Here is a 12,241-nt window from a genome sequence, read left to right as displayed (position 1 = left end):
TCACGAGTAAGGACCTGGATATGTTTCGCACGATGATGAAGTCGAAGATCCACCGCGCCACCGTGACTCACGCCGACCTGCATTACGTCGGCTCCGTCACCGTCGACCAGGATCTGATGGACGCCGCAGACCTCCTCGAAGGCGAACAGGTGTGCATCGTCGACATCGACAACGGTGCGCGTCTCGAGACGTACGTCATTGCCGGCGAGCGCGGAACTGGTGTCATCGGAATCAACGGTGCGGCAGCGCATCTGGTCAAGCCAGGCGACCTGGTCATCCTCATCGCCTACGGCGTGATGAACGAGCAGGAAGTCAAGGAGTACTCCCCGCGCGTAGTCTTCGTCGATGCCGACAACAAGCAGATCGAACTCGGTTCCGACCCGGCTCACGCGCCGGAGGGTTCGGGTCTGATCACCCCACGCATGCTGTCGACGCTCGAGGCCTCGCGCGAATCCAGCCTGGTGTAATCCATGCTGCTCACGGTCGACGTCCGGAACACCAACATCGTTCTCGGTCTGTTCTCCGGGACTGGTGAGTATTCGAAGCTGTTGCAGGACTGGCGAATGCGAACCGATCCTCGGATGACTGCCGACGAGTTGGCGTTGACCTTCCGTGGGCTGTTGGGTTCTCATGTCGATCAGATCACCGGCGTTGCGGCGCTGTCGACAGTGCCGTCCGTCTTGCGTGAAATCCGTGTGATGCTCGAGCGGTACTGGGGTCACGTTCCCCATGTGGTGGTCGAACCGGGTATTCGCACCGGTGTGCCACTGCTGGTGGACAACCCCAAAGAGGTGGGAGCCGACCGGATCGTCAACAGCCTTGCCGCTCACCATCTTTACGAGGGGCCGTGCATTGTCGTGGACTTCGGTACGTCGACCTGTGTCGACGTCGTTTCCGCCAAGGGTGAGTTTCTGGGTGGCTGCATCGCGCCCGGACTCGAGATCTCGACCGATGCCTTGGCGTCGCAGTCCGCTGCGCTGCGCAAGGTCGAATTGGTGCGCCCGCGTTCGGTTGTCGGCAAGAATACCGTCGAATGCATGCAGTCCGGTGCGGTATTCGGCTTTGCAGGCCTCGTCGACGGATTGGTCAACCGCGTCCGCGACGAACTACCGGAGTTCGGTGGTGACGACGTCTCCGTGATCGCGACCGGGGACAGCGCACCGCTGATCATTCCCGAGTCCGACACCATCGATCACCTCGAACGGGACCTCACCCTCGAGGGGCTGAGGTTGGTCTTCGAGCGCAATCAGGCGCGTCGTGGATCCGGTCGACGACCCGTCGCCTGATCGATGGTTTCGTTCCAGCGGTTTCGCGATTGCAAAAGTTATGCCACAATGGTGCTCGTGAATCGCTGCATGGGTGCTCAGGAGTGTTGTCGAGGCTGACCGCTGCCTTGACCAATTCACATTCCTTGGAGCTAGCTCGTGCTATCCACATATTCTGCAGATCTCTCTGTTTTGGCCCCGACTCTTACTGCTGACCGTGCTGTTTCCGCAGGTCGTAGCGCTAATCGTGGGGCGTCCGGACGCCGCCCGAGTGGTGCGTCGTTGCCCACCCGCCTTCGCCCGGCCGATCTGCTGCGGCTGACCGACGAGGGAGCAAACGGCGTGCTCGACGGCCGTTTCGATCACCTCATCCCCGACACCTTCCCGACGCTCGACCGTTGGTCCACCCGCTTGCACGCGGACGACGACGTCGATGTGTGGCTCATCAGTTGGGTGCCCGAACGCAACACCGAATTGCACGACCACGCAGGCTCGTTCGGCGCCTTGACCGTCCTCAGTGGTTCGCTCACCGAATTCCGTTGGGCCGGTGACTCCCTGGTGGAACGCCAGCTCGACGCCGGCGATCAGGCTTCGTTCCCGCTCGGATGGGTTCACGATGTCGTGCGTTCGACGGATGCTCCCGGTGCTCCGATCGAAATCAGCTCTGATGCACCGACTCTGAGTGTTCACGCCTACTCGCCGCCGCTGACGGCAATGTCCTTCTACGAAGTGACGGATCACCGGACACTTCGCCGCACCCGTACCGAGCTGACCGACCTGCCCGAGGGGGGCACCAAATGACCATCGACCAAATGCTCGACGACGCTCGCGCACAGATCGATCGTATGTACGTCTTCCAGCTCACCGAAGCCTTCCACCGCGGCGCGATCTTCGTCGACATTCGCCCGCAGGCGCAGCGCGCCATCGAGGGAACTCTTCCCGGTGCACTCGCGATCGAGCGGAACGTGCTCGAATGGCGCCTCGACCCCACCAGCAGCGCACACCTCGCGTTGGCCACCGACCACGACGTCGAGTGGGTGATCGTCTGCTCCGAGGGCTACACCTCGAGCCTGGCCGCAGCGTCGTTGCAGCAGTTGGGTCTGCACAAGGCCACCGATCTCGTGGGCGGGTACCAGGCGATCAAGGCCGCCGGCCTGCTCGGTGCGCTGAGCGGAGTTCGTCATTGCTCCCGCGAGCTGGCAACGGTTTCGGCTCATTGAGGTATTTGCTGTGCGCCTTTATTAACCGCGGGCGGTTAATAAAGGCGCACAGCGGGTCTGGCGGTACATCTTCGGGCTCATTCCGTGATGACGGGTGAACGCGGTTGTGAGGGCGAAGGGGCTTGAGTAGCCCACTTCTCGCGCGATCGACGACACCGTTCGTGCCGGGTCTGCGAGTAGATCCGCCGCCACGGACAGTCGCCAGTCGGTCAGATAGCCGACAGGTCCGAGCCCCATGAGGCTGGTGAACCGGCGCGCGAAGGCCGCTCGCGAGCTGCCGGACTCCTGGGCCAGGCTCGCGACCGTCCAGGGGTGTTCCGGCCGATTGTGTATGAGCCGCAAGGCATGCCCGATTACGGGATCCTCGTAGGCCTTGATCCATCGCGGTGATCGATTCGGGTTCTCGGCGAACCAGGTCCGGGCCGCTGAGATCAGGACCAGGTCCAGGAGCCTGTCCAACAACACTTCCTGTCCGGGCCCGTCGGCGGCGATCTGTTGTTCCAGAAGGTTTGTCATCGGCGCGGTTTCGATGCTGCGTCGCACTACCGCGACGGGTGTCAGGCTGTCGAGGATCTGACGGCTGACATAGGAGTCCAAACGGTATGTGCCCGTGAGCATGACGGTCTGACCACTGGTCGAGTTGCCCCAGGTGCGAACGCCGAGAACCGACATGTCCTCGAGTGCTGTGCCGTCGACCGCAGCGCAATTCTGTGCTTCGTCGATCAGTACGTGGACTGGTGTGTCCGGGTGATCGGCGACCGTATACGGATCGGGGCCGCGCAACAGTGCAACGTCGCCGGCCTCGAGATCTTCTGTCTGTCCGGTGTCGGAGACGACGACCGCGCTGCCTCGAACCAGAACCAGCACGGTGATCGGTGCGTGGTCCTCGATACGTAATGACCACGGTGGATCGAGCAGCGAGCGCAGTAGAAAAGCGCCCTCCGCCCGCGATCCGGCCAGCATCATCGACAATGCATCCATGCTTCGACCGTAGACGCTGGCGTATGTTTCTGCGACCTTCGGCTATGGATCGTATTGATGCTCCGCGGTCGAATGAGTGCATGACGACAACAAGCGACATTCAATCGGCAGTAGTGATCGGTGGTACCGGTAAGACCGGTGCGCGCGTTGCGCAGAGGCTGACGGCGGTGGGAATCCGTACCCGAATCGCATCGAGAACATCCGGGGCGCGTTTCGACTGGAACGATCAGACGACGTGGCAGCCAGCAGTGTCCGGCGTCGACGTGGCATATGTGACGTATGCGCCAGATCTGGCTGTTCCGGAATCGAGCACCCACATCGAGGAGTTCGCGGAGCTTGCGTACCGCGAAGGGGTTCGTCGCATGGTGCTCCTGTCCGGGCGCGGTGAACCGGCGGCGCAGAAAGCCGAGCAGGTTCTCGCCGACAGCGGTCTGGAATGGGCTGTGGTGCGGGCCAGTTGGTTTGCCCAGAACTTCAGTGAGGGGTACCTACTCGATCCGATTCGGGAAGGCCACCTGGCACTTCCGGTCGGTGAGGTGGGGGAGCCGTTCATCGACGTCGACGATCTCGCCGACGTGGCGGTGGCCGCATTGACTCGAACCGACCTCCTCGGCCGAGTTCTCGAGGTGACAGGTCCGGAGTTGCTCACTTTCGCGGCGGCGGTGGATGCGATTTCGACGGCGTCGGGTCGTCTCGTGACATTCGAAAGAATTGGACTCAAACAGTTTTCCGACGGCATGGCGGAGGTCGGCGTCCCGAGTGACGTCGTGGAGTTACTCAGGTACCTGTTTGCCGAGGTTCTCGACGGACGAAATCAAAGTGTGACCGGCGTCGTCGAAGAGGTCCTGGAACGACCCGCTCGAGATTTCACCACTTTTGCCGCCGAGGCTGCCCGAACGGGGGTCTGGCCGTGAAGAAATCCGAGATTTTCTTGGAGCTGCTGCTCGGGGTGACTGCGCTCGGCGCGCTCGTCGCCGGTGGTGCGTTGTTTGCCTTCTCGTCCTTCGTGATGCCCGCTCTGCGGTCGGTCGATGCACATACCGCGATCACGTCGATGCAGGCGATCAACGTCGAAGCGCCGCGTAGTGCGTTGATGCTGCCGCTGGTCGGATCGGCCTTCACCGCGATCGCCGCAGGAATCTGGGCAGCGATCTCCAGACCGGACGGCTGGGTCCTTGCTGTCGTCGGTTGCGTCGGGGTGCTCGCGTCCTTCGCGGTGACCGCGATCTACCACGTCCCTCGCAACGACGCGTTTGCCTCGGTCAGCACTACCGACGCGGCCGCATGGGCGTCGTACGAGGCGGGTTGGACTATGTGGAATCACGTTCGGGTCGGGCTGTACCTGCTGTCGGGAATCGTGCTCGCGGTGGCCGCGGTGCTACCAGCAACAAACGCGGTGGACACGGCCCAGTAGTCTTGTACCCCGTGAGTGATGTAGAAGCCCAGCCAGTCGACGACACCCCCGAGCAGCTCCGTATCCGGCGCGAGAAGCGTGAACGGATCCTCGCGCAGGGGCAGGAGGCGTACCCGGTTTCGGTCGATCGCACCCACACGCTCGCGCAGATCCGCGCGGAGTACCCGGAACTCGAGCCGGACACGGCGACTGGCGTGCTGGTCGGCGTCGTCGGCCGCGTCATCTTCATGCGCAACACCGGCAAGCTGTGCTTCGCGACTCTGCAGGAAGGCGACGGTACCCAGCTGCAGGCCATGATCAGCCTCGCCGGCGTCGGCGAAGAGGCACTGGCTGCCTGGAAGTCCGACGTCGACCTCGGCGACTTCGTCTTCATCCACGGTGAGGTCATCAGCTCCCGTCGCGGCGAGCTCAGCGTGATGGCCGATGCCTGGCAGATCGCATCCAAGTCGCTGCGCCCCCTGCCGGTCGCTCACAAGGAGATGAGCGAAGAGTCCCGGGTGCGTCAGCGCTACGCGGATCTGATCGTTCGCCCCGAGGCTCGGGACAACGCCCGCAAGCGCGTCGCAGTTGTCCGTGCGCTGCGCAATGCACTCGAGAGCCGCGGCTTCCTCGAGGTCGAGACGCCGATGCTGCAGACGCTGCACGGCGGCGCGGCAGCTCGCCCGTTCGTCACGCACTCGAACGCCCTCGACATCGACCTGTACCTGCGTATCGCGCCGGAACTGTTCCTCAAGCGTTGCGTCGTCGGCGGTATCGAGAAGGTCTTCGAGATCAACCGCAACTTCCGCAACGAGGGCGTCGACTCCACTCACTCGCCCGAGTTCGCGATGCTCGAGACGTACGAGGCCTACGGCACGTACGACGATTCCGCGAAGATGATTCGTGAACTCGTCCAGGAAGTTGCGCAGGAAGCATTCGGCACGCAGGTCCTCACCCTCGCCGACGGTTCCGAGTACGACGTCAGTGGCGAGTGGCAGGTTCTCGAGATGTACCCGTCGCTGTCGGCTGCCATCGGCACCGAGGTCACGCCGGATACAACGGTCGACGAGCTTCTCGCTCTGGCGGAGAAGGTCGGCCTCGAGGTTCCCAAGGACAAGGGCTACGGCCACGGCAAGCTCGTCGAGGAGCTGTGGGAACACCAGTGCGGCGATCAGCTGTACGTGCCGACGTTCGTCCGTGACTTCCCGGTCGAGACGTCGCCCCTGACCCGTGATCACCGCAGCAAGAAGGGTGTCACCGAGAAGTGGGACCTGTACATCCGCGGATTCGAGTTGGCGACCGGCTACTCCGAACTTGTCGACCCGGTCATCCAGCGTGAGCGCTTTGTCGACCAGGCGCGCCTCGCGTCGGCAGGCGACGACGAAGCGATGGTGCTGGACGAGGAGTTCCTCGCCGCGATGGAACAGGGCATGCCGCCGACCACCGGCACCGGCATGGGAATCGATCGACTGCTGATGGCTTTGACTGGTCTCGGTATTCGCGAGACGATCCTCTTCCCGATCGTTCGTCCGTCCGCTCGCTAGCTTTACTTCGATCAAGGTTCGGCCGCACATGTTGCGGCCGAACCTTTTTCAGTTGAGGCGCTCCCAAGGTATTCGATAGTTCCCAACGACATTCGCCTGCGGCAAAGGATTCATCCATGCGCGGTCGCCCGAGTTTCGGACTCTCGAATTGTTGCGATGATTTGGTCGATCGTGCCCTGGTTGAGTGCGTCAGGTAGTCCCTGATCCGACTGGACAAGGGAGACCATGACCTCGGCTGTGGAGTATCCGGGTGTGGTGACGACATCGAATTGTGCTGAGGGCGGATAGCATTCGTTGTCCGCCGGGATATTTGTGACGGTTGCGGCGTACCGGATCGCAGGGCGTCCGGAGATGGTGAAATTCGTGGGTCCGCCGTAAGCGATACTGGCGAGAGTGCTGTTCTTGGAGGCGAAGATTGCGCTCGGTAGAGGTCTTTTCTCGAGCCGTCGTCTGTCATGATTCCCCCGTCTGGATGCATCCCCCGATGCGTCGCGAGGAGTGTATCGGCACTGTCTTTGTCGCAAGACAAGTCGACCGGCATACCCGGCGGCGAGAAGTCCCAATCATCCTGACGAGCCAAGACAGGACGTTTGTCCAGGTGCTATTGTCGCTGCTTATCGAAGGATCTGGGGAGGAATGGTCGTGGTGAAAAAGGTTGTTGTCACGATGGTTGACGATCTGGACAAAAAATCGCCCGCGGACGAAACTGTGGAGTTTTCCGTCGACGGAGTTGCTTACGAAATCGATCTCACCGCCGCCCACGCCGCGGAACTGCGCGATGCACTGAAAAAGTGGATTCCTCATGCGAGAAAGTCGAATTCCGCCAAATCAGTCAACGGAGCGGTGACCAAATCCCGTCCCGTTGCCGACCGCGATCAGAGTGCCGCCATCCGCGAATGGGCCAAGGGTGCCGGCTTCGAGATTTCGGCCCGCGGTCGTATTTCCACCGAGGTGCGCCGAGCCTACGAAAAGGCCGTCTGAAATGGATCGCGAATGGATTTGGGCGCATTTTGCCGAAACGGATTGATAACGCGTTCTAGTTTGTTAGCGTCTGCACGGTTCGCATCTCTCGTAGAGGAGTCGGTCGTGCACAGAAACAGGTTGTTCGGGGGCGTGGTTCTTGCCGCTCTGATGCTCGTCGGGTTCACCTCAGTGGCTTCGGCTCAGGCTCCGTTGCCCGTGCCCAATGCCTTCCTTGCCGGTGTTCCTCAGGAGTTGGGAAATCCTGGCGGTTCAGCTCCGGGATCCAATGACTTTTCGTGTAAACCGACTGCCGAACATCCCAATCCGGTTGTGCTCGTTCACGGAACGGGTGGAAACAGGCAGACCAACTGGGCCACCTATGCGCCGTTGCTCGCCAACGAGGGCTACTGCGTCTTCGCGCTGACGTACGGCAACTTCCCCGAGCAACCGTGGCCGTTGTCGGCGATCGGTGGAATGCAGGAAATTCCTTCCAGCGCAGCACAATTGTCGAATTTCGTCGATCAAGTACTTGATGCCACGGGTGCTACATCGGTAGATCTGATCGGACATTCCCAGGGCACCATCATCAACGGGTACTACGCGAAGTTCCTCGGTGGTGCCGACAAAGTGGACAACATCGTCTCGGTGGCGTCGCTGTGGAAGGGAACGCTCGGAAACGAGCAGGCAAGTGTCGGCCGTAGCCTTCGCGAACTCGGGGTATCCGAGGCAGCGCAGGCCGGATTCCCGATCTGCAAGGCATGTCTGAACATGGGGGCAGGCTCGGAGTTCATCGAAAATCTCCGTGCGGGAGGCGTTTACGCGCCGGGTGTTCACTACACGAACATCACGACCCGCTACGACGAACTGGTGCTGCCGTATACAAATGGGCTGGAGCCTGGGCCGAACGCCACCAACATCGTCGTCCAGGACGGTTGTGAGCAAGACATCTCCGATCACCTCGCCATCGCGGCATCGCTGCGCGCCGCGACTTTTGCTCTCAATGCACTCGACCCCGCGCATCAGCGGCCGGTACCTTGCAACTCGGTATTGCCCGTCGTGGGTTGATCACTGTGCGGAGGCCTTCGGTGGGGATTCGAACATGCGTGGGCGCTCTCGCTGTGGCGGGAGCCGTGGCCGCGTCCGCGCCGTCTCTTGCGTCGGCGAACGAACCTCTTCCCGTTCCGTCCGGTTTCCTCAGTGGAATCGCCCTCGAAGCGACCAACCCGGGCGGATCGGCCCCTGGCACCAACGACTTCTCGTGCGCGCCTTCCGCTGCTCATCCTGATCCGGTCGTCCTGGTGCACGGGACGGCGGCCAACCGTCAGACCAATTGGGGCGTACTCGCACCCGTACTGGCCAATGAGGGATACTGCGTTTTTGCGCTCACCTTCGGGAATCGAACGGACCAGCCGTGGCCGATTTCCGCAGCCGGCGGTCTCGCACCACTCGGAGACAGCGCAGGGCAACTGTCGGACTTCGTCGACGACGTTCTCTCTGCGACGGGTGCCTCGAAGGTCGACCTGATCGGACACTCTCAGGGGACGACGGTCAGTGCGTACTACGCCAAGTTTCTCGGCGGCGACGCGAAGGTTTCCAAGATCGTCTCCATCGCTCCGTTGTGGGACGGCTCGGAGGTCGGGCCGCCGGAAGGCGTCGGGGGACCGGATTTCGACAACGCCACCTTCGTCACCGAACTGCGCGACGCGGGCGTCTACTCCGATGACGTCGAGTACACCAACATCGTGACTCGGTTCGATCAAGTGGTCGTTCCGTACAGCAGCGGAATACTGGCCGCGTCGAACGCGTCGAACATAGTTGTTCAGGACGGTTGCGAACAGGACCTGTCGGATCACATCGCGCTGGTGGCGTCGCAGCGAACGGCGACTCTGACACTCAACGCGCTGGATCCGTCGAATCCGCGTGAGGTGCCGTGCGCTCGGGTACTCCCGATATTCGGCTGATCAGGCGTCGAAAATCGCTGTTCGCTTCAGGCGTACAGGAACCGGGAAACGATTCCCTCAGCTGCGACGTTGTGAACGGTAAGCAGTCCGGCTTCCGCCGCCAATCGGGTGGAGGAGCAGCAGGTGGACTTCGCGCCCTCTAGAGTAATAAGTGGGGTCGTGCAACCTTTGTCGATTCGTGGACGTCAGTCCGCTGACCGGCGAGGCGATCAGTCTGTAGTGCCGGAGCGAAACGCGGCGACCAGGGACGAGACATCCGGTCTCGAACCTGCCCGCCGGAGAGTGTGAGGGAGAGCGATGTTCGAGAGGTTCACCGATCGCGCGCGGCGCGTTGTTGTCCTGGCTCAAGAAGAAGCCAGGATGCTCAACCACAACTACATCGGCACGGAGCACATCCTTCTCGGCCTCATTCACGAGGGCGAAGGTGTCGCAGCCAAGTCGTTGGAGTCGTTGGGTATCTCCCTCGAGGGAGTCCGCAGCCAGGTCGAGGAGATCATCGGCCAGGGCCAGCAGGCTCCGTCCGGTCACATCCCCTTCACACCGCGCGCCAAGAAAGTCCTCGAGCTGAGTCTGCGCGAAGCGCTGCAGCTCGGACACAACTACATCGGTACGGAGCACATCCTGCTCGGTCTCATCCGTGAGGGTGAGGGCGTAGCAGCCCAGGTTCTGGTCAAGCTCGGTGCCGATCTCAACCGCGTCCGCCAGCAGGTCATCCAGCTGCTGTCGGGCTACCAGGGCAAAGAGCCCACCGAAACCGGTGGCACCCGCGGAGAGGCCGGCACGCCGTCCACCTCGCTCGTGCTCGACCAGTTCGGTCGCAACCTGACGCAAGCTGCCCTCGAAGGCAAGCTGGACCCGGTCATCGGCCGCTCGAAGGAAATCGAGCGTGTCATGCAGGTTCTCTCGCGTCGTACCAAGAACAACCCGGTTCTCATCGGTGAACCCGGTGTCGGTAAGACCGCTGTGGTCGAGGGCCTGGCTCAGGCAATCGTCAACGGTGAGGTCCCCGAGACCCTCAAGGACAAGCAGCTGTACACGCTCGACCTCGGGTCGCTCGTGGCCGGCAGCCGTTACCGCGGTGACTTCGAAGAGCGCCTGAAGAAGGTTCTCAAGGAGATCAACACCCGCGGCGACATCATCCTGTTCATCGACGAGCTGCACACCCTCGTGGGTGCGGGCGCGGCCGAGGGCGCTATCGACGCGGCCTCCATCCTCAAGCCCAAGCTTGCTCGCGGTGAGCTGCAGACCATCGGTGCCACCACGCTCGACGAGTACCGCAAGTACATCGAGAAGGATGCTGCCCTCGAGCGTCGTTTCCAGCCCGTTCAGGTGGGCGAGCCGACCGTCGAGCACACCATCGAGATCCTCAAGGGTCTTCGTGACCGCTACGAGGCTCACCACCGTGTCTCCATCACGGACGGTGCTCTCGTGGCAGCGGCGACGCTGGCCGACCGCTACATCAACGACCGCTTCTTGCCGGACAAGGCGATCGACCTCATCGACGAGGCGGGCGCGCGAATGCGCATCCGTCGGATGACTGCACCGCCGGACCTGCGCGAATTCGACGATCGCATCGCCGACGCGCGTCGCGAGAAGGAGTCCGCGATCGACGCGCAGGACTTCGAGAAGGCTGCGAACCTGCGTGACAAGGAGAAGACCCTCGTTGCTCAGCGCGCTGAGCGTGAGAAGCAGTGGCGTGCGGGCGACCTGGACGTCATTGCCGAGGTCGACGACGAGCAGATCGCCGAGGTTCTGGGCAACTGGACCGGTATCCCCGTCTTCAAGCTCACCGAGGAGGAGACCACTCGTCTGCTCCGCATGGAAGAGGAACTGCACAAGCGGATCATCGGCCAGGAAGAGGCGGTCAAGTCCGTCTCGAAGGCGATCCGTCGTACGCGTGCAGGTCTGAAGGATCCCAAGCGTCCCTCGGGCTCGTTCATCTTCGCCGGCCCGTCCGGTGTCGGTAAGACGGAGCTCGCGAAGTCGCTCGCCAACTTCCTGTTCGGCGACGACGACGCCTTGATCCAGATCGACATGGGCGAGTTCCACGACCGCTTCACCGCTTCGCGTCTGTTCGGTGCCCCTCCCGGGTACGTCGGATACGAAGAGGGTGGCCAGCTCACCGAGAAGGTGCGCCGCAAGCCGTTCAGCGTTGTCCTGTTCGACGAGATCGAGAAGGCACACCAGGAGATCTACAACACCCTCCTGCAGGTCCTCGAGGACGGCCGTCTCACCGACGGTCAGGGACGTACCGTCGACTTCAAGAACACGGTGCTGATCTTCACGTCCAACCTCGGTACGTCTGACATCTCCAAGGCAGTCGGCCTGGGCTTCAGCTCGGGAACGGGCACGGAGTCGAACTACGAGCGCATGAAGCTCAAGGTTCACGACGAGCTGAAGAAGCACTTCCGTCCCGAGTTCTTGAACCGTATCGACGACATCGTCGTCTTCCATCAGCTCACGAACGAGCAGATCGTTCAGATGGTCGACCTGATGCTCGCTCGCGTCGAGGCGGCACTCAAGAACAAGGACATGGCCATGGAGGTCACCGACAAGGCCAAGTCGCTTCTGGCCAAGCGCGGATTCGATCCGGTACTGGGTGCACGACCGCTGCGTCGCACCATCCAGCGCGAGATCGAGGACCAGATGTCCGAGAAGATCCTCTTCGGAGAGATCGGACCCGGCCACATCGTGCTCGTCGACGTCGAGAACTGGGACGGCGAAGGCTCGGGTGAGGACGCGAAGTTCACGTTCACGCCCACCAAGAAGCCGATCGACGTGCCGGACGCACCGCCGATCGAGCTGACCAAGGCCGGCGAAAGCGAAAGCGCAGCAGAGTAGTACAGCAGAGTAGGTAACGAACGGGCGGCACCTCACCGGTGCCGCCCGTTTCGTGTATCACGGGAGAGGGCGT

Annotated in this window: 12 protein-coding genes; 11 read left to right on the top strand and 1 reads right to left on the bottom strand. The window is 62.2% G+C overall.

The genetic code is table 11. The annotated features are described in order from the left end of the window. The first annotated feature begins 20 nt into the window (after positions 1 to 20). The 4 genes from panD to G4D79_RS01985 all read left to right on the top strand — a co-directional run bounded on the left by panD (position 21) and on the right by G4D79_RS01985 (position 2,485). Positions 21 to 467 carry an aspartate 1-decarboxylase gene (panD, locus tag G4D79_RS02000; protein WP_003945761.1) on the top strand — a complete coding sequence of 149 codons (447 nt, stop codon included), beginning with the start codon at positions 21 to 23 and terminating at the stop codon, positions 465 to 467. A gap of 3 nt (positions 468 to 470) precedes the next feature. Then, positions 471 to 1,286 carry a type III pantothenate kinase gene (locus tag G4D79_RS01995; RefSeq protein ID WP_007726991.1) on the top strand — a complete coding sequence of 272 codons (816 nt, stop codon included), beginning with the start codon at positions 471 to 473 and terminating at the stop codon, positions 1,284 to 1,286. A 261-nt stretch (positions 1,287 to 1,547) separates the two neighbouring features. Further along, positions 1,548 to 2,066, top strand: coding sequence for a cysteine dioxygenase family protein (locus tag G4D79_RS01990; RefSeq protein ID WP_058039264.1), 519 nt, complete (start codon positions 1,548 to 1,550; stop codon positions 2,064 to 2,066). Next, positions 2,063 to 2,485 carry a rhodanese-like domain-containing protein gene (locus G4D79_RS01985; protein WP_099697757.1) on the top strand — a complete coding sequence of 141 codons (423 nt, stop codon included), beginning with the start codon at positions 2,063 to 2,065 and terminating at the stop codon, positions 2,483 to 2,485. The genes G4D79_RS01990 and G4D79_RS01985 overlap by 4 nt, the downstream gene beginning before the upstream one ends. A 21-nt stretch (positions 2,486 to 2,506) precedes the next feature. Here the strand turns inward: G4D79_RS01985 and G4D79_RS01980 are convergent, their stop codons facing one another. Then, positions 2,507 to 3,466 (bottom strand): AraC family transcriptional regulator, encoded by a 960-nt coding sequence (locus G4D79_RS01980; RefSeq protein ID WP_099697756.1) that lies wholly within the window; start codon positions 3,464 to 3,466, stop codon positions 2,507 to 2,509. An 80-nt stretch (positions 3,467 to 3,546) separates the two neighbouring features. Between G4D79_RS01980 and G4D79_RS01975 the strand changes: the two genes are divergently transcribed. The 7 genes from G4D79_RS01975 (at position 3,547) to G4D79_RS01945 (ending at position 12,168) form a co-directional block, all read left to right on the top strand. Further along, entirely contained in the window at positions 3,547 to 4,380 is an 834-nt protein-coding gene (locus tag G4D79_RS01975; RefSeq protein ID WP_099697755.1) for an NAD(P)H-binding protein, read from the top strand. Then, positions 4,377 to 4,880 (top strand): DUF1772 domain-containing protein, encoded by a 504-nt coding sequence (locus tag G4D79_RS01970; RefSeq protein WP_099697754.1) that lies wholly within the window; start codon positions 4,377 to 4,379, stop codon positions 4,878 to 4,880. Before G4D79_RS01975 ends, G4D79_RS01970 begins: the two co-directional genes overlap by 4 nt. Positions 4,881 to 4,891: 11 nt before the next feature. Then, positions 4,892 to 6,403 carry a lysine--tRNA ligase gene (gene lysS, locus G4D79_RS01965; RefSeq protein ID WP_003945834.1) on the top strand — a complete coding sequence of 504 codons (1,512 nt, stop codon included), beginning with the start codon at positions 4,892 to 4,894 and terminating at the stop codon, positions 6,401 to 6,403. Between the two features lie 642 nt (positions 6,404 to 7,045). Further along, positions 7,046 to 7,384 (top strand): Lsr2 family protein, encoded by a 339-nt coding sequence (locus G4D79_RS01960; RefSeq protein WP_003945673.1) that lies wholly within the window; start codon positions 7,046 to 7,048, stop codon positions 7,382 to 7,384. Between the two features lie 150 nt (positions 7,385 to 7,534). Next, positions 7,535 to 8,431, top strand: coding sequence for a triacylglycerol lipase (locus G4D79_RS01955; RefSeq protein ID WP_047269726.1), 897 nt, complete (start codon positions 7,535 to 7,537; stop codon positions 8,429 to 8,431). Positions 8,432 to 8,469: 38 nt separating this feature from the next. Next, positions 8,470 to 9,327 carry a triacylglycerol lipase gene (locus G4D79_RS01950; protein ID WP_099697753.1) on the top strand — a complete coding sequence of 286 codons (858 nt, stop codon included), beginning with the start codon at positions 8,470 to 8,472 and terminating at the stop codon, positions 9,325 to 9,327. A 297-nt stretch (positions 9,328 to 9,624) separates the two neighbouring features. Then, positions 9,625 to 12,168: an ATP-dependent Clp protease ATP-binding subunit gene (locus G4D79_RS01945; protein WP_003945604.1), complete on the top strand. Its 2,544-nt coding sequence runs from the start codon at positions 9,625 to 9,627 to the stop codon at positions 12,166 to 12,168. Positions 12,169 to 12,241: the final 73 nt, after the last annotated feature.

This window comes from Rhodococcus sp. WY5, assembly GCF_018588185.1.
Lineage (GTDB): Bacteria > Actinomycetota > Actinomycetes > Mycobacteriales > Mycobacteriaceae > Rhodococcus_F > Rhodococcus_F qingshengii.
Note: the sequence above shows the minus strand (reverse complement) of the source record. Positions and strands in the feature narration are given on the sequence as shown.